Annotated in this window: 19 protein-coding genes and 1 CRISPR repeat array; of the genes, 17 read left to right on the forward strand and 2 right to left on the reverse strand. The window is 23.7% G+C overall.

The features are described from left to right. Positions 1–112: 112 nt before the first annotated feature. Complete coding sequence (locus tag BUA70_RS09835) at positions 113–742, reverse strand: hypothetical protein (RefSeq protein WP_072896865.1); 630 nt, start codon at positions 740–742, stop codon at positions 113–115. A gap of 443 nt (positions 743–1,185) precedes the next feature. Here BUA70_RS09835 and BUA70_RS09840 point away from each other — a divergent pair, with 443 nt between their 5' ends. The 4 genes from BUA70_RS09840 (at position 1,186) to BUA70_RS09855 (ending at position 5,508) form a co-directional block, all read left to right on the forward strand. Next, the gene (locus BUA70_RS09840) at positions 1,186–1,989 is read left to right on the forward strand and encodes a class I SAM-dependent methyltransferase (RefSeq protein WP_072896867.1); all 804 of its coding nucleotides are present in this window, start codon (positions 1,186–1,188) and stop codon (positions 1,987–1,989) included. A 431-nt stretch (positions 1,990–2,420) separates the two neighbouring features. Next, positions 2,421–3,692, forward strand: a complete 1,272-nt coding sequence (locus BUA70_RS09845; protein ID WP_072896869.1) for an ABC transporter substrate-binding protein — start codon at positions 2,421–2,423, stop codon at positions 3,690–3,692. An 87-nt stretch (positions 3,693–3,779) separates the two neighbouring features. Then, entirely contained in the window at positions 3,780–4,646 is an 867-nt protein-coding gene (locus BUA70_RS09850) for a carbohydrate ABC transporter permease (RefSeq protein ID WP_072896872.1), read from the forward strand. Positions 4,647–4,662: 16 nt separating this feature from the next. Beyond that, positions 4,663–5,508 (forward strand): carbohydrate ABC transporter permease, encoded by an 846-nt coding sequence (locus BUA70_RS09855; protein ID WP_072896874.1) that lies wholly within the window; start codon positions 4,663–4,665, stop codon positions 5,506–5,508. A gap of 294 nt (positions 5,509–5,802) precedes the next feature. Here BUA70_RS09855 and BUA70_RS09860 read toward each other — a convergent pair whose 3' ends face one another. Further along, a complete protein-coding gene (locus BUA70_RS09860; protein ID WP_083573509.1) occupies positions 5,803–6,669 on the reverse strand; it encodes a DMT family transporter in 867 nt (288 codons plus the stop codon). Between the two features lie 376 nt (positions 6,670–7,045). On the opposite strand from BUA70_RS09860, the gene BUA70_RS09865 reads away from it, so the two are divergent. The 13 genes from BUA70_RS09865 to cas2 all read left to right on the forward strand — a co-directional run bounded on the left by BUA70_RS09865 (position 7,046) and on the right by cas2 (position 17,804). Further along, the gene (locus BUA70_RS09865) at positions 7,046–7,204 is read left to right on the forward strand and encodes a spore coat associated protein CotJA (RefSeq protein ID WP_072896879.1); all 159 of its coding nucleotides are present in this window, start codon (positions 7,046–7,048) and stop codon (positions 7,202–7,204) included. A gap of 18 nt (positions 7,205–7,222) precedes the next feature. Beyond that, positions 7,223–7,474 carry a spore coat protein CotJB gene (locus BUA70_RS09870; RefSeq protein WP_072896881.1) on the forward strand — a complete coding sequence of 84 codons (252 nt, stop codon included), beginning with the start codon at positions 7,223–7,225 and terminating at the stop codon, positions 7,472–7,474. Positions 7,475–7,486: 12 nt separating this feature from the next. Further along, complete coding sequence (locus tag BUA70_RS09875) at positions 7,487–8,056, forward strand: manganese catalase family protein (RefSeq protein ID WP_072896884.1); 570 nt, start codon at positions 7,487–7,489, stop codon at positions 8,054–8,056. A 320-nt stretch (positions 8,057–8,376) separates the two neighbouring features. Then, positions 8,377–8,697 carry a hypothetical protein gene (locus BUA70_RS09880; protein WP_072896886.1) on the forward strand — a complete coding sequence of 107 codons (321 nt, stop codon included), beginning with the start codon at positions 8,377–8,379 and terminating at the stop codon, positions 8,695–8,697. 77 nt (positions 8,698–8,774) lie between these two features. Continuing rightward, on the forward strand, positions 8,775–8,903 hold the full coding sequence (locus BUA70_RS13310) for a hypothetical protein (protein WP_278337203.1): 129 nt from the start codon (positions 8,775–8,777) through the stop codon (positions 8,901–8,903). Positions 8,904–9,185: 282 nt separating this feature from the next. After that, complete coding sequence (gene cas6 / locus BUA70_RS09885) at positions 9,186–9,884, forward strand: CRISPR-associated endoribonuclease Cas6 (protein ID WP_072896889.1); 699 nt, start codon at positions 9,186–9,188, stop codon at positions 9,882–9,884. Between the two features lie 17 nt (positions 9,885–9,901). Then, positions 9,902–11,617, forward strand: a complete 1,716-nt coding sequence (locus tag BUA70_RS09890) for a hypothetical protein (RefSeq protein WP_072896891.1) — start codon at positions 9,902–9,904, stop codon at positions 11,615–11,617. 1 nt (position 11,618) lies between these two features. Next, the gene (locus tag BUA70_RS09895; RefSeq protein WP_072896893.1) at positions 11,619–12,581 is read left to right on the forward strand and encodes a type I CRISPR-associated protein Cas7; all 963 of its coding nucleotides are present in this window, start codon (positions 11,619–11,621) and stop codon (positions 12,579–12,581) included. 2 nt (positions 12,582–12,583) lie between these two features. Beyond that, positions 12,584–13,387: a type I-B CRISPR-associated protein Cas5b gene (gene cas5b / locus BUA70_RS09900; protein ID WP_072896896.1), complete on the forward strand. Its 804-nt coding sequence runs from the start codon at positions 12,584–12,586 to the stop codon at positions 13,385–13,387. 15 nt (positions 13,388–13,402) lie between these two features. Further along, on the forward strand, positions 13,403–15,952 hold the full coding sequence (locus BUA70_RS09905; RefSeq protein WP_072896898.1) for a CRISPR-associated helicase/endonuclease Cas3: 2,550 nt from the start codon (positions 13,403–13,405) through the stop codon (positions 15,950–15,952). A gap of 20 nt (positions 15,953–15,972) precedes the next feature. After that, entirely contained in the window at positions 15,973–16,467 is a 495-nt protein-coding gene (gene cas4, locus BUA70_RS09910) for a CRISPR-associated protein Cas4 (protein WP_072896900.1), read from the forward strand. Between the two features lie 43 nt (positions 16,468–16,510). Next, positions 16,511–17,509 (forward strand): type I-B CRISPR-associated endonuclease Cas1b, encoded by a 999-nt coding sequence (gene cas1b / locus BUA70_RS09915; protein WP_072896902.1) that lies wholly within the window; start codon positions 16,511–16,513, stop codon positions 17,507–17,509. A gap of 1 nt (position 17,510) precedes the next feature. Continuing rightward, the gene (cas2, locus tag BUA70_RS09920) at positions 17,511–17,804 is read left to right on the forward strand and encodes a CRISPR-associated endonuclease Cas2 (RefSeq protein WP_072896904.1); all 294 of its coding nucleotides are present in this window, start codon (positions 17,511–17,513) and stop codon (positions 17,802–17,804) included. A gap of 183 nt (positions 17,805–17,987) precedes the next feature. Further along, a CRISPR array of direct repeats spans positions 17,988–19,135; the repeat unit is 30 nt; unit sequence GTTTAACCTTAACATGAGATGTATTGAAAT.

A 19,135-nucleotide genomic window follows, 5' to 3' on the forward strand; every position in this document is an offset into this window, starting at 1 on the left:
CATAAATCATATTAAAATAGTTTATTTAAAAGATAAATTAAATCTTTACATAAATTTATCTAGTTCTTTTTTCATAAAAAATTTTAAAATATTCTCTGTATTGCCTTAAATATTAATTCTTAAACTTTAAAGTACCTCTAAATACTATATTAACTTTATTATTTTCTACAGTAACATTTTTAACTTCTAACTCTTTTATACTTTCAAAGGATAAAATTATATCTCCATTATTTTTATCAAATTGTACTACAGAAGTATTTTGGAGTTTTGAAAATATAACATCCTTAGGGATACTTAAAAATCCAATATGACCTTCTTTATAATGGAAAACTCCTTTGCCATCTTTAGCTTCACCAGTAAAAGTTAATTTAGCTTCCATAGGGAGGCTTAGATATTTAACGTCACAATAAATATCAATATCATTATTTCCTATTGATACCTTTAATCCTGTTATAAAGTCTTTAAGTTCAGGGTTTTCTTTTACGGCAATTATAAATAAGTTTGTTAATTCATCACTGCTAAAATTAGTGTTAGATTCAACATAAGCTTCTTTAGAAGTTATTTTAAAATTATCAGGTAAAAACTTAGCAAAAAGTTTAGCTTTATTTAAGGTTATGTTAGAGCTTATTGGAGTAACAGAAACCTTAGGTGAAAAGGAAAAGTAATATGCACAAGTTAAAGATACACATAAAATTACTATTGCAGTTATAATACTTATAAAAATTTTTTTGCCTTTACTCATAATATTCACACCTATCTTTTTTATTTAGTATATGTAGTTATAAAAATTTTTTATCATAAATAAGTATATCATTAAAAATTAATGTGATTTTAAAATCATAGTTAAATTTTAATTAATAGATAATAATATAAAGTTTATCACTTTTTATAAAAATATACTATAAAATTAAAATAATAAAGATGATGTTTAATAAAAGCTATTAACTTACTAGTGAAAACTATAAAAGAAAAGTTTATTTTATAATTAGTATATATGCAATTCATCATTCAAAAGAATAGTAGACTTAAATAAAAGTAAAATTAAACTTTATAAGGTATTTAGTTTTTTAGAAGTTATTGAAATAGAATTAGAAAATTTTTAACATTATATTATTATATTTGACATAATTTACTTTTAGGAATATTATGATAATGAATATCAATATCATATAGGGGATGATAAGTATGGTAAAACAAAGTTTAAATGGGGTTCCTGAAACATTACTTATTCCACTTTGGGCAAGAGCAGTAGAAACTAAAAAGAATAACTCTATAATAAAAGATTATAAAGCTTTAGATATGATGGAATCTATTGATTATGATTTCTCAAAATTTGATAATGGATGGATGTCTCAAGTTGGAGTTTCTGTGCGAACTGAGATTTTAGACGAAGTGACTAAGAATTTTATTAATAGATATCCTTATAGTATTATTATAAATATTGGTTGTGGATTAGATACTAGATTTTTTAGACTAGATAATAACAAAATAAGATGGTATGAATTAGATTTACCTGAACCAATTAGAATAAGAAAACAATTTTTTAATGAAACAAAAAGATATAAAATGATAGCAAAATCTGTTTTTGACTATTCATGGATAGATGAAGTAAAAGCACATAATAATGAGCCAATTTTGATTATATCTGAAGGACTATTAATGTATTTTACAGAAGAAGAAATAAAAAAATTAATGAATAAATTAGCTGTATCATTTTCAAATGCAGAAATGCTTCTTGAGGTTATGCCACCAACAATAGTAAAAATGAGCAAAGAACATGACACTGCAAAAAAGGTTGGAGTTAAATTTAAATGGGGCATGAATAGTGGAAGAGAAATGATAAAATATAATAACAAAATTAAATTTATTTCTGAATGGAATTATCTTGACTATCACAAAGATAGATGGAGATGGTTACATTGGATAGCCTTAATTCCAGGGATTAAAAAACGAGCTTGTAATAAAATAGTTCATTTAAAATTTTCTTAGTGAATAAGCAATGATATGATATTTTCTAAAAGTCACTATTAATAATAGATTTAAAGATTAAAAATTAATTTTATAGCTTTTGTATAAATATTTTCAAAATAAATTTATATAATTTTTTATTAATTTATGTAATATGAAATCTTAGTTAAAATAATTACTAGCTTTATTTAATCACTAAATATTTGCTATAAATATATAGGGATAAAATCATTATATATTGCTAAAGATATATTAAAACAATTACAGATAAATTAATACAAATTATTATTTTACAAAAATTGTTTTAAATATAAAAAAATTACTATAGATTTTTGAAATATTTAAGAAAATAAGCATTATTTTTTCAAGATTTATAAAAAAAATAGCAACAAAAAACCACTAATAATGTATAATTTATCATATAATTAGAAAATATTTTTACGGAGGTTATTATGAAAAAATATTTATCGTTTTTTTTAGTATTAATTGTAGCATTGCTTAGTTTTGTTGGATGCTCTAAGGAAAAGGATAACAATTCTGGAGTAAAGAAAGATGAAAGCAATAAAATCACCTTTATGATTCCGGATTGGGGTGCTCCAACACAAGAAATGCTTAATGAATTTAAAAAGGAATCAGGTATTACTGTTAAAGTTCAGCCAACAAGTTGGGATGACATTAGGGATAAAGTATCAATAGCAGCAGCAGGTAAAAAAGTTGCAGCAGATATCTTTGAAGTAGATTGGTCATGGGTTGGTGAGTTTAAAAGTGCAGGTTGGCTTATGCCAATAGAAATGGATAAAAAGGATATAGAGGATATGCCTACAATTAAATCTTTTACTGTAGATGATAAAATCTATGCTCTTCCATATGCTAATGATTTTAGAATAGCTTATTACAATAAAGATCAATTTGCAAAGGCTGGTATACAAGGTGAGCCTCAAACTTGGGATGCTGTTGAAAATGGTTGTAAAGCTCTTAAGGATAACAATATAGTAAAATATCCATTTTCTATTCCACTTGGAGCAGATGAAAATGCAACAACTTCATTTATATGGCTTGCATATACAAGAAATGAAGTGATTTTCAATAATGATAACACATTAAATAAAGAAAGTGCTCTTGATGCACTTACTCTTATTGATAAATTAAATAAAGCTGGTTACATAAATCCTGCTAATAGAACTTCAAATGGAATGACAGCATATAAACAACTTACAAATGGAGAAGCTAGTTTTATGGTTGGACCATCTTCTTTTGTTAGCAGAGTAAATAATCCAAAGGAATCTAAGGTTGTAGATCAAGTTGAACCAATAATGATACCAGGTAAAACAGGAAAAGCAAAGGTTACAGTACCATATGCGGAAGGTATAGGTATATCATCATTTACTAAGAATCCTAAAGCTTGTGAAAAGTTTGTAAAATGGTATACTTCTCCTGAAACCCAAATTAAATTAAATGAAGAACTTAATACAATGCCAACAAGAACAGATGTACTTAAGAAACTTATAGATGAAGGAAAAATAAAAAATGCAGGTGCTTTACTTGAAGAGGCTAAGATAGTTAAATCACCATTTCCTAATGGAGTGCCAAAATATTATACAAAGATGAGTACTGAAATCTTTAATACAATAAATCAAATGGTTAATGGTAAATTAACACCAGAGCAAGCAGTAGATCAAATGGCAAATAAAGTTGATGCTCTTGCAAAAGAAAATGCAGAATAAACTTAAATTTTGAAAAGAAACCTTAGGTTTCTTTTCATTTTTATATTATTTAATTCTGTTATAGTTTTGTTATAAAGGATGAAAAATATGAATAAGAAAAATTTAACTTCATGGATATTATTGATTCCTGTATCTGTAATTATGCTATTTTTAGTAGTTTATCCTATTTTTAAAACATTTTTATTTAGTTTAGATAGATTTAATCTTACAGAACCAGGAAACATTAAATTTATAGGATTAAAAAATTATATTAAAGTTTTTAAAAGTGGTGATTTTTACTATTCCCTAATAAATAGCTTGATTATAATTGCTTTTGTTATTATATTAGGCTTTACTTGTAGTTTATTAGTAGGATTATTATTAAATAAAAAATCTAGATTAAGTCCAGTTCTTACTGCTATTGCTATAATTCCATGGGCTTTACCACCAGTTGTTAACGGAATAATATGGAAATTTATCTTTTATCCAGGATATGGACTTGCTAATAAAATATTAATTAATAGTGGTTTAATTAATGAACCAATTACATGGACAACAAATAGATATATTTTAATGATTGTTATATCAATTGTAGTTGCTTGGAGAGTTATTCCTTTTTGTGCGATTGTAGTATTAGCAAATCTTCAAACTATTCCAAGTGAACTTTATGAAGCTGCAAAGGTTGATGGTGCTACAAAGGTTAAAGAGTTTTTTGAGATTACATTACCATTAATTCTTCCTTCACTTACATTAATACTAATAAATCTTACAATCAGTGCAATTAACGTATTTGATGAAATAGTAGCTCTTAATGGATATGCTTTTGAAGGACAAACACTTTTAATTTATAATTATATGAATACATTTAGCTTTATGAATTTTGGACTTGGAAGTGCAATTACTTATATTATAATGATTCTTTCGGGAATTATAGGATATTTCTACATAAGAACCATGAGTAAAGACATTATATAGAAAGGAGATAAGAGATATGAAAGAAAAATTTTCAGAAAAAACTATATATTATATTGCAACTCTTATCTTTATAATTTTTACTTTAGGACCAATAATTTGGTGCTTTATAATAAGTATTACTCCAGAAAATGAAATGCTTAAAGAAACAGCAAGTTTACTTCCAAGTAGTATTACCCTAGGTAATTATAAAGAGATTTTAAATCCAAGTACACAATCTCATGTTATTTTATTTAATGGAATTAAAAATTCTTTAACTATAAGTGTAATAACACTTTTAATTGGTATACCTATTTCAGTAATTACAGGATTTACTTTTTCAAAGTATAGATTTAAAGGAAGAAACTTTATGATGAAATTTATATTAATTACAACAGTAATTCCAGTATTTACAACTATAATACCTATATATGGTATTTTTTCTGAATATAATATGCTTGATAGCCTTTTTTGGATTAGTGTTATATATGTATCTTCTTTTATACCAATGAATACTTGGATAATGATGACATATTTTAATAGTATTCCAAAGGGAATTTGGGAAGCGGCAGAAGTAGATGGATGTAATGAAAGGGAAGCATTTTTTAAAGTAATTCTTCCTGTATCAACACCAATAATTTTTGCATGTATGCTTATAATGTTTTTAATGAGTTGGAATCAATTTCAAATTCCACTTATTTTAACATCTTCACAGGAAAATAAAGTTGTAACTCTTATTATGTCAGAATTTATGTCTAGAGATTCTATAAGTTATGGAATGATTGCTACCTGTGGTATATTTTCTATTATTCCACCGACAATTATTGCAATTTTATTTAGAAAACTACTTATTTCAGGACTTACATCAGGATCGGTTAAAGGATAATAAAATAAAAATATTAAAGATTAAGAAGATAATATTAATATAACAAATAAAAGTGAGCTGTTTAAAATGAAAATTTAGTTTTTATTTTAAACAGCTCCTTTTTATAGAAAACAATTATAATATATAATTATTAAAATAGAAATCTATTATAAGATTATTTAAAAACTTAACTTTAGATTATATTTATATAATGTATTATTTTGTTTGATTAAAAATATATTATAGAAAGAGGTTTATAATATTTTAAGATAAAATTTTAAAATATTATTTTAATTATATAAGTTAATATTAAACTTAAGAAATAGATTCTTTTGATAATTTATTATTATATACAAACATTGAAATAGATGCTGAAATAACAATTATATATCCTATAATACTAAATTTTGTTGGAATTTCACCAAATAATATAAATCCTATAAGTGCTGTAAATAATACTTGAGTATAAGAGTAAATTGAAATTTCTTTTGCTGGTGCAAATTTATACGCACCGGTTATAGCAAAGAGGGCAATTGATGCAGTAACTCCTGCCATTAATAAATATATTAATTGAATAAAACTAAAGGATTTAAAATTTAATAGCATAAAGGGAAAAGTAGATACTGCAGAGAAAAATGCAAAGAAAAATACTATGGTAGCATTTTTTTCTCTATTGCTTAAATATCTAATAAAAGCATATGAACCGCCAGCACAAATAGCAGATAAAACTCCTATTAGAGAAGGGATTATTGTTAAATTAAAGGAAGGTCTTATAATAAATAAGCTTCCTAAAAAACCTACTAATAAAATTATTAGTTGTGGTTTTGTAATTCTTTCCCTTAAAAATATACTAGAAAATATTATAACGAAAAATGGAGAAAGTTGATTAAGCATATTAGCATCTGCTAAAATTAAATGTTCAATAGCATAAAAATTAGCTACTATACCTATAGTACCTAGTAAAGCTCTTCCAAATAAAAACTTTCTATTTTCTTTTTTTCCAAAAAGACTATCTTTATTTTTTCTTATTAGATAATAGGCAGCAAAACAGGTTACTAAATTTCTGAAAAAACTTTTTTCAATTGCTGGGATATTTCCTGAAAGTTTAACAAAAGTGCTCATAAGAGCATAAAACAATGCTGAAGTTATTAATAATAAAATTGCTTTGTCTTTATCTTTCATATATAATTGCATCTCCTTTGTAATTGGAACTTTCCTGCATTCTATATGTTTACCATATACTATTAAATTTATAAATGCAAATATATATTATTATATAAATATAAACTTAAATTCTATATTTAAATTTAAATAATAGGTGTCAAATTAAAATTTTATAATTTGCACAAATCAATTTTATATTTTAATAAGAGATCATTGAATTGATTAATAATAAAATATATAAAAGCAGATTTTTTTGGATTAAATATATTTACTTTTATCTTGAATTGACACATAATAAAGTTTGCTTATTTTTTAAAATGCCTATATATTAAGTAACATTATATTTTTATCTACATAATATATAAATATAGTTATAGATGAAAGGATTTTATTTATGTCGTCTTGTTTTACCCATGAAAAAAATAATTTAGAGTATGCACGTGCATATATATTACCTCAGAAATATAAAAATTTGATATGTTCAGTTGATGAGGCTTTTAGGAAAGGCACAATATTTGAAGATTTATATAAACCTTATAAAGAGAAGAAATAAATAATGGTGAGGTAAAAAATGAAATCAGTTGAATTGTTAAATCGTATACAGAGGATGCAATTTTATGCAGTAGAATTAAATCTTTATCTTGATAATTTCCCTAATAATAAAAAAGCTATAGAAGATTATAGAGAAGTTTCTCAAAGGTTAAAGGAATTAATAGGTGAGTATGAGCTTAAATATGGCCCTATCACAAATTTTGGGTCTGCTTGTATTGAGGATCCAGATTCTTGGATTAACAGACCTTGGCCTTGGGAAATTAAGAGTTAGGGGGATTTGAGTATGTGGTATTATGTAAAAACTTTAGAATATCCTATAAATCTAAAATGTAATGATCTTAGAATGGCAAAGTTTTTAATTTCTCAGTATGGTGGTCCAGATGGAGAACTAAGTGCAGCACTTAGATATTTGAATCAAAGATATACAATGCCAACAAATAAAGCTAAAGGGTTACTAACTGATATAGGTACAGAAGAAATGGCCCATGTAGAAATGATTGCAACTATGATTTATCAATTAATGGAAAATGCTTCAATTGAAGATTTAAAAAAGGCTGGACTTGCAGGTCACTACACAGATCATGGTAAAGCATTATATTATTGTGATGCCCAAGGGAATCCATGGACAGCTACCTATATTCAAGCAAAAGGTGATGTTATAGCTGATTTACATGAAGACATGGCTGCAGAACAAAAAGCTAGAGCTACTTATGAATGGCTTATAAACTTAACTGATGACCAAGATATAAAAGAAATTTTACGTTTTCTAAGAGAAAGAGAAATAGTTCATTATCAAAGATTTGGAGAAGCCTTAATGGACGTTCAAGATAATTATAAATGTAAAGATAAATAGTTAAGATGTATATAAATATCATTTAACTAAAACATTCCCTTTAAAGTAGTCAGAATGGAGAGACATTTTAAAATCTACTTTAAAGGGAATGTCTTTTATGTTTAAAAATATAAATTAGTTAAGAATCTTTTTATACTTTACCTATGGTTTATTATAGTATATTAAATAAATTAAATTTCAAATAATTTTAATGAGTATAAATATTATAGAAATATTTATGCTATATTTATAATAAAGATTGTAATAATTTTAGAAGTATTTAAATAGATAAATAAGAAATTTAACTATGAAGTTTATAAGATTTAAGGGGGAGAAAAATTATGGTTATAGGTATTATATTAATAGGAGTTGGCTTAATATGTTGTGCTCTTGGCATTGGAACTTATATAAAACAGATTCCACCATTTTTAATGACTAATTATATTATAGGAACAAAGACTGAGAAAAATAAACTAAAAAATAATATTGAATTATGTAGATTTTCTGGAATACTATTAGGCTTATTGGGAATTTCAGGTATATTAGCTGGGACCTCTCTTTTAGCTAATATAACTTTTATTAGATATATTGCTATAGTTATTGTTTTTATAGATGTTATATATGGATTATTTAAAATAATTAAAGGAGAAATGGAACATTAATTTTTAGTTATTTAGATTTTTGATAAATTTAATATTTTAGAAAATGAACCAATAGGAGTTTTGAATAGAAAACTGGAATGGATATTTTAGACAAGCTAAAGGAATTAAATAATTTTGGTAAAACAATAATTGCAATAACTCATGATGATGTTGTAGCAAAAAACTGTCATATAATAATATATATAGAAGATGGAGTTATTAAATAGGATATTTTAGGTATATAAATATTGATATGTATATTAAAAAAATATATAATATATATTAATATTAACATAAGATGTATTGAAATGAATTTGATGACAAATATTTCATATTACATTAACTTTAACATAAGATGTAAATAAAACAAACCTATTGATAAATATATATTTATCAATAGGTTTGTTTTATTTTAAAATTAATAATTATCAGAATTTGATGATAAATATATTGAAAATAAAATTTCGTGGTAATATAATGAAATTAAAGAAATTTAAGGAGGTGATTATATGAGCTTTAAAGTATATGAATTATCAATAAAAGTATATCTAACAAAAGATATAGATAAGGAGGAGTGTTCTTCTAATTTATGCAAACTTATTGATAATAATTTTTTAAATAGCGAGGTTTTTAAAGAGTTTCATGAGGAAAATAAATTTAAACTTTATGTATTTGATAATTTATATCCAATAGAAAAAGATGGAATTTATAAAGAAGGAAGTATCTATAGTTTTAGGTTAAGAACTATAGATGAATCACTAAAAGATTTTTTAGAAAAATATTTAGTAAATAGTTATACAAAAAAAATAAAGGTTTTAACTATTAAAACTAGAGTTATCGCTAAAAAAAATATAGATAAACTTTATAGCATTACTCCAGCAGTTTGTAAATTCAAAGATGGATATTGGAGAAAAAATCATAGTCTTTGCGAATTTGAAAATAGAATAAAATCTAACCTTATAAAGAAATATAATGAATTTACAAAAGAAAAAATAGATGAAAATTTTCAGCTTTTTGATTATATAGAATTTAAGAATAAAAAACCAATAGCAATAAATATAAAATCAATAAAATTGTTAGGCGATAAGATTGAGATAAGAATTTGCAATGATGAATTATCTCAACTATTAGCTTATATGGCTATTGGAGTAGGTGTTAATGAGTTGAATTCTAGGGGGTGTGGCTTTGTCAATTATAAATATCTTTAAGAATGAGAGGTGATTAAATGCTTAAAGATGTTATATATACATTTGAGCCAAAATATAAGATGATAGGAGAAAAATTTATAACTGATAATTATGATTTGGGAATAGGATCTTATATTTTATTAAAAAAAGATGGAACTTATGAAGAACCTATTGAAATTACTAAAGATTTTGATAAAAGTAATTCTAATTATAGAAAACTATGTAATTTAGATTATTTATCAAGAATTACAGATACTAATAAATCAGTAGATAGGAAAAAAATAATTCTTAGTAACAACTACTTAGCTTTTATTGGGAAAAAAGATAAATTAAAAGAAAAAATAAAAAATAAAGAAATACATAAGATTGTAAAAAACTTTTATAAGACTTTAGAAAATCCTTCAGAAAAGTATTCAGGAAAAACTTTAGAACTATATAATAAAGCTTTAGATAAATATGGGAAGTCTAATTTAGAAGATCTTAACTTTGTAAAAAATTGGATAGAGAATAACTTAGAAAATATATTAAATGAAGTAAAAGATGACAAAAATTATATAAAGATTTTTTTAGATTTAGATATAGAGGAATATGAAAGAGAAAGTAATAAATATATAATACCTAATAACTTCAATAAAAACGATTACAATATAAAGATAAATGATTATATATTTGGATTACCTAATGATAATATGAGTCTTAATGCAAAAAAACCATATTTAGAGCATAAAACTAGAAAAAATTCTATTCCTTATTTAATATCTGAAGAAGAAGCAATGCTTCAAAAGAAGTTTTTTGATCATTTATATAATAATTTAGTTAAAGGAAAGTCTAATGTATATATAGATGAGGATTTACATTTTTTAAATAATGAAGAAAACATAGACAGAAGATTTTCAGGATATTACTTAAAATTAAAAAAAGGCAAAGAGGTAGAGATTTTAGATTTTGATACAATAGTAGATTATAATCCTCACTTAGAAGGATTTTTTATTACAATGCCTATTGATATTGATTACAAAGAAAAAAAAGATGAAACTTTAAGTAAAGGTCCTATATTAGAACTAAAAGATCTTCAAAGGTATGTAGATAAAATATTTTTCAACAAATTTCTTATTAATAATTATTTTGCAGAACCAAAAGATATAACATTAAATGATAATAAAATTAAAGAAGCCTTATTAAAGTATAGAAAAGGTTTTTTTGATTGGTTTTTTAAAGGAAATAATAAAATAGTAAGGGGATTTATAGATAATATGTCTTTAAATCTTATTAAAAATTCTATAATTAAAGGTTTTTATTTAAGGGCTAAAGAGCAATTTAATTTAAGAGTTGCATTTTTAGAATATTTTAAAGGAGGAGATAATATGGCGGATAAACTAAAAAAATTATCTGACATTTTAGAAGAAAAAATAAATAGTAAAGAAACACAAAGTTTTAACAATGATGAAGAATACTATTTTGGTGTTGGCCAAGTTGTTAGCTATTTAATATCATTAAATAGGTCTAGTAAAAAAATGCATTCATTAATAAATCCTATTTTAAATAGTAGAAATGATGAGAGACTAAAAAATGAGATAAAAAAATTATTTATAAAATACAATTATACAATTGAAAAGCATAGCAAGAGATTTAATAATCTATATGCAATGATAGAAGGATATGTTCCAAATAAAGATATAAATCAAGATATGTTAATTGCTGGATATTTACATTCAAGCTTAATTTATAAGAAAGATAAAGAGGAGGAGAATTAATATGAAAAATAGATATTTTGGAGTTATAGGAATTAAATCTATAATGTCAAATTGGAATGCTGATTTTTCAGGATATCCAAAGACAATATCAACTGGAGAAGTTTTTGGAAGTGATAAAGCTTTAAAATATCCTATGAAAAAGATGTGGGAACAAAATGGAGAAAAAGTTTTGTATATTAAATCTTTAAAGGTAGAAGAAGATAAAAAAGAAGGTATTAAAGTAAGACCTAAGTCCTTAAAAGAAAGATATGAAGAAATATTTCAAGTTAATGATTTAAAAGATGAAAAAGATAATGAAAAGGTTTTAAAAAATCTATTTACAGCAATAGATGTTAAAAACTTTGGAGCAACTTTTGCAGAAGCAGGAAATAATATAGGAATAACTGGAGCAGTACAAATAGGACAAGGATTTAATAAATATGAAGATACAATGGCAGAAGAACAACAAATTTTATCTCCTTTTAGAGATGCTACTAGTAAGAAAAAAGGAAATAAAAATTCAGAAGAAGGAGATGAAGCAAACTCAACAACATTAGGAACAAAAATAGTTAGTAATGAAGCTCATTATTTTTATCCTTTTGCTATTAATCCTAAGGCTTATGAACAATATATTAATATGGATGTTACTGAAGGATACAAAGAAGAAGATTACGAAAAATTTAAAGAAGCTGCTTTAACTAGTGCAACAGCTTTCAATACTAACTCTAAAATAGGATGTGAAAATGAATTCTCATTATTTATAAAGACTAATGAAGAATTATATCTACCCGAGCTTTCACAATATATAGACTTTAGAAAAAGCAATAATAAAGACATAATAATATTTAATTTTGATGATTTATTAGAAGGTGTAAAAGAAAGCATAGAAAGTATAGAAGTTTATTATAATTCATATAAGATTGAAATAGAAAATAAAATTCCTAATGCAAAATATTTTAATATATTTACTAGAAAAGAGGTATAAAAATGAAAGCTTTAAAGTTTTCTTTAAATGGAAAAACAGCTTTCTTTAAAAAACCGGATGTAAATAATTATATATATTTTACTTATGGAAATATTCATAAGATTGCACTTTTAGGTATACTAGGAGCTGTAATAGGATTAGGGGGATATGAAAAACAGAATTATTATAAAAATCAGTATGAGAAAATTAAAAAAAGTGATAAAAAAAATCAATTAGATGATGAAATAAAATATAGTATTACATATCCTGAATTTTATTATAAGTTAAAAGATTTGAAAATAGCTATAGTACCTAAAAATGATAAAGGATATATAAACAAAAAAGTACAAGTATTTAATAATTCTGTAGGATATGCTTCTAAGGAAGAAGGCGGAAATCTAATAACTAAAGAACAATGGTTAGAGTCTCCTAGATGGGATATATATATATTATTAAATGGACAAAGCTATGAAAAAGAAATTAAAGAAAGACTAAGTAAAAGACAAGCAGTATATATCCCTTATTTAGGGAAAAATGATCATTTAGCTAATATTAATGAAGTAGAAATAATAAATATTGAAGAAGAAAAAAAATATGAAGAAATTAATAGTCTATTCTTAAAAAATAAATTTAAATTAATAAACGATATCAATGCTATATTTTCTATGAAAGAGCTATGGAAATATGAGGAGAGGTTACCAGTAGCATTAGAGGAGATTACTAATCAATATGTAACTGAACCGATGGTTTTCACTAATTATTTTGTAGAAGTTAATAAAGAAGAAAAAATATTTAGATATAAAGATTTAAATTTATATTTCTTTTAGAGGAGAGATCTTAATATGTGTTTTGACGATATAGAAATTTTTAAATTAGAAAATTATGTAGATAACTTAAATAGTATATATGCTCACAAAAAAGATAATAATCTTGAGTCTTTAAAAATCCATTTAGACTTAACTTTATATTACTTTAAAAAAATTATTAAAGAAAAGGGATTAATAAAAACTTTTAATAACTTTGAGAATATATTTTTAAATAATTATAATTCTAGAGATATAGAATTTTTTGAAGAACTTTTAATTAATTCTATATATCTTCATGATATAGGAAAAATAAATGGATCTTTTCAATTTAATAAAATGGATAATAATAAATATAAAGAACTAAGTCAATATGATTCAAAACACTCTAGCCTATCCTCTATAATATATTTTGATTTTTATTTAAATAAATTAAAGGAGATAAAAGGACAGGTTTCTAAACCTCTCCTTTTATTTTTAATTATTAATTCATATATAATAAGTAAACATCATGGAAAATTAGGAAGTTTAAAAGATTATTTAAATAATTTTGAAAATATTATAAAGGAATTTCAAGGTAAACAAGAGACTTATAAAGATTTTAAAGAAAATATTAACTTTGATTTAGATAGTAATGTAATAAATAGAATTAATAAAATTTGGGATCAAATCTTAATAAATTTAGATAAAGATAATTTAATATCAATATATGTCTATATTTATAGTAAATTAGTCTCCTCTCTTTTAACATCAGCGGATTTTTATGCTACATCTCATTTTAAAAATAATAAAGAGGTAAAAGAAATAGGTTTAATAAAAGATATTAATATATATTATGATGAATTTAAAAAATCTTCCATTTATAACGGGATTGAAAAGCATAAGGATTATTTAAAAGGTAATGGCAAGAAAGTTTTTGATGATAAAGATATAAATAAATTAAGATCAGAAATGTTTATAGAGGCGGAGGAGAATTTGATAAAAAATAAAAATGAAAATTTATTTTACTTAGAGGCACCAACAGGCAGTGGAAAAACTATCACTTCTATAAATTTAGCTTTTAAACAACTAGAACTTAATAAAGATCTTAACAAGATATTTTATATATTCCCCTTTAATACTTTAGTAGAACAAACTAGTGAAACTTTTAAAAATTTATTAAACAATAATTTAATTAAAGATATTGCAGTTATAAATTCTATAACTCCTATAAAAGTAGAAGATAAAGAAGAAGATGGAAAAAATGTTAGCTGTGATAAGAATAAAAAAATAGATTATGAAAAAGCATTGTTAGATAGACAATTTATCCATTATCCAATAGTATTAACAACTCATATAAATTTTTTTAATTATCTTTTTGGGTGTAGTAGAGAAGAAAGTTTTCCGTTAACACATTTAGCAAATAGTGTAGTTATTTTAGATGAAATACAAAGTTATAGAAATAGTATATGGAAAGAAATAATAACATTTCTAGAAGAATATTCGTCTTTACTTAATATAAAAATTATTATTATGTCTGCAACATTACCTAATTTAGAAAAATTAGGTTCTGAAAAGAATAAACCTATTTATTTAATTAAAAATAGAGAAAAATATTATTCTAATCCATTATTTAAGAATAGAGTTAATATTGATTATTCTTTATTAGAAGAAGAATATGTACTAGAGTCCCTTAAAAAGAAAGTTTTAGATTCTTGGGATGATAATAAAGTTGTAGTGGAATTTATAAAGAAAAAAAGTGCTTTGAATTTTTATAAAGATATTTTAAATGAAGTGAGTAAAAATAAGAAAAAAGATATTTTACTTATTACAGGAGATGACAGTAAGGCAGATAGGAAAAAAATAATAAATAAAGTTAAAAAACAAAAATCCATTTTACTTATAGCAACTCAAGTAATAGAAGCTGGTGTGGATATAGATATGGATTTAGGATTTAAAGATATATCTATATTAGATAGTGAAGAGCAGTTTTTAGGTAGAATAAATAGATCTTGTAAAAAGAAAAACTCAAAGGCTTATTTTTTTAATTTAGATGCAGCAAATAATATTTATAAAAATGATTATAGAAATAATAAAAATCTATCACTTTTAAATGAGGATATTAAAGAAATTTTAAAAAATAAAGATTTTTCAAAATTTTATTCTGAAGTAATATTTAATTTGCAAAAAAGTAAAAGTGAATTTAATGATAATAGTTTTAAAGAATTTAAAAAAGAAGTTGGAAATCTAAATTTTAAAGAAGTTAATAAACATATGGAACTGATAAATAAAAATCAAATAGAATATGATATATTTTTAAACACTAAAGTAGAATTAGATAATGGTGAGGTTTTATATGGAGATCAAGTATGGGAAGAATATAAATCGTTAATAAAAGATAATAAGATGGATTATGCTGAGAAAAGAATAAAAATCTCTAAGATTATGGAAAAAGTAGATTGCTTTACTTATAAGATAAATAAATTTAATCAAGATTATAATGATAATATTGGACAATTATTTTATATAGAAGATGGAGAGCAATATTTCAATGAAGGTAAATTTGATAGAGAACTTTTTGAAAAGCAAGATGGATTTAATATTTTATAAGTTTATAAAGGAGTATAATAATGAAAATTACTGGTACTTTGATAAATTATTATTTTCATTGTAAAAGACAATGCTGGCTTTTAGGTAATAGAATAAATTTAGAAGACAATAGTGAGGATGTTCATATAGGTAGAGTGTTACATGAAATAAAAACAGATAATAAAAAGAATACAGAATTATCTATAGAAAATATAAAAATAGACAAAATAACTGATGAGTTTTTAGTGGAATTAAAAAAATCAGATACGGATATAGAAGCTGCTAAGTGGCAAGTTCTACTGTATCTTAAAATACTTAAAGAAAAGGGTATAAATAAAAAGGGTAAAATTATATTTGATGAGAAAAAGAAAGGAAATAATAAATTTATTTTAGTAGAGTTAACTGATAACAATGAGAAAGAACTAGAAAAAATAGAAAAAGATATTTTAAGTCTTATAGAAGGAAAAGAAATACCATTAGCAGATTTAAAAAGAGGATGTAAAAAGTGTGCATATTATGAATATTGTTATATCTAAATAAAATATTTTAATGATGTAAAAAATTACCAGGAGGGAATTTATGGGAAAAACTAAATATATAACATCTATGGGAGAACTTATGAGAAAAGATAATTCTTTATGCTATAGAAAAAATGGCAAGAATGTCTATATACCTATAGAAAATACATCTGAAATATATTGTTTAAATGAAGTATCATTGAATTCTAAATTATTAGATTTCATTTCTAAAGCTAATATAACTATGCATTTTTTTAACTATTACGGAGGCTACAGTGGGACTTTTTATCCTAAAGAATATCTAATTAGTGGAAAGCTTACAATAAAACAAGTTAAGGCATTTGAAGAAAAAAGAATTATAATAGCTAAAGCTTTTGTAAATGGTATAAGAGAGAATATAATTGAAACTTTAAATCATTACTATAAACATGGGAAAAATGAAATAAAGGAAGATTTAACATATTTAAAAAAGGATGCATTAAAAAATTTAGATTGTTGTGAAGATATAAAACAAATTCTTAGTGTTGAAGGAGATATATGGCAAAGATTTTATTCTACCTTTAAATATATTTTAAGAGAAGAATTTGTTTTTAATAAAAGAGTAAAAAGACCTCCAGATAATCCACTAAACGCTATGATTTCTTTTGGGAATAGTATATTATATGCGAAGACTGTAACTTCCATATATAATACTCATTTAAATCAGAGTATAAGTTTTTTGCATGAACCAAGTGAAGGCAGATTTTCCTTAAGTTTAGATTTAAGTGAAGTTTTTAAACCTGTAATAGTATATAAAACTATTTTTGATCTTGTAAACAACAGAAAGATAAATATACATAAGCATTTTAATAAAAAAGTAAATTATTGTTTACTAAATGATGAAGGCAAGAAAATATTTATAGAAGCTTTAGAAAAAAGATTTGATACAGTCATTGAACATCCAAAATTAAAAAGAAGAATTAAGATAAAGAGCCTAATAAAGCTTGATGGATATAAACTTATTAAAACTGTATTAGAGGATAAAGAATTTAAACCATTTTCTTTAAAGGAGAATATGTAAAATGGCATCTAATAAAAATATAAATTATAATTATGCTTTTTTATTTTATGATGTGGGAGAAAAAAGAGTTAATAAAGTTTTTAAAGTATATAAAAAATATCTTAGTCATTTTCAAAAATCTGTATTTAGAGGAGAGATAACTCCATCCAAATTAATGAGTTTAAAAAGAGACTTAAATAAAATTATAGAAAAAGAGGATGATTTTATATGCATAATAAAACTTCTTAATAATAATGTTTATGGAGAAGAAATATTAGGAAGTTGTGATGATAATGGAGAATCATTAATCTTATAATTTAATTTATCCCAAGCTAAAATAACTTAACTATTGTTTAAACATTGACAAATACTTGTTTTTCACAATATTATATATTAAAATTAAAATGTAATAATTAACTTGGGATAAATATTATATTTAATATTGAATTATCTATGTTACAAGAAATTGAATAATGTATAATTTGGCTTGTTTTCAGTGGTTTAACCTTAACATGAGATGTATTGAAATGGGTGGTAAAAGATATGGAATACTTTATGCTGGTAGTTTAACCTTAACATGAGATGTATTGAAATTTGGTTAAATACAGCAAAGAAATTAGATGCTAGTTCGTTTAACCTTAACATGAGATGTATTGAAATTAAATAAAAAAAGGCTACCTGTAAGGCAACCTTAAAGTTTAACCTTAACATGAGATGTATTGAAATTTTTTCTAACATGGAATAATATTTAATTTAAAAAGGTTTAACCTTAACATGAGATGTATTGAAATTTAATAATTTAATTACTATGGCAAAACCTTCTATGCGTTTAACCTTAACATGAGATGTATTGAAATGATATGAAGAGTAATAAAGACTATATAGCTGATATGTTTAACCTTAACATGAGATGTATTGAAATTGATATAGACAAAAGTGAGATAGTAAGAATGGCGTTGTTTAACCTTAACATGAGATGTATTGAAATCTATCTTTGCCAAATGCAGATACACTTGCACTTGCTAGTTTAACCTTAACATGAGATGTATTGAAATAACATTTAAACCACCTACATAAACTTAGCAAATTTAGTTTAACCTTAACATGAGATGTATTGAAATAAGAACTCTTGTCTTGTAAAATTCAATTGTGTTTTTGGTTTAACCTTAACATGAGATGTATTGAAATCAACCTAAGGAATCTGGGTCGGCTAATTTACTAATTGTTTAACCTTAACATGAGATGTATTGAAATAACAAAGATTAAGTGAAGTTTATTGCTTGAATAGAAGTTTAACCTTAACATGAGATGTATTGAAATTGGAGCAATAGTGTCTAACCTTCATTCCGTCAATAGTTTAACCTTAACATGAGATGTATTGAAATGAAATATCTAAGTCTAGAGTTTTATTAGTTCCCATTGTTTAACCTTAACATGAGATGTATTGAAATTATTTTAAATATGATGATGATGAGTTTTCTGTCAAAGTTTAACCTTAACATGAGATGTATTGAAATCAAGATCCTTTAATAAAAGTCTTAAAAGGGGATGAGTTTAACCTTAACATGAGATGTATTGAAATTTTTATTCCTCCTTCTGTTCTTCTGTATCTTTTACGTTTAACCTTAACATGAGATGTATTGAAAT

This window comes from Clostridium fallax (assembly GCF_900129365.1).
In the GTDB taxonomy this organism is placed as follows: domain Bacteria; phylum Bacillota; class Clostridia; order Clostridiales; family Clostridiaceae; genus Clostridium_AH; species Clostridium_AH fallax.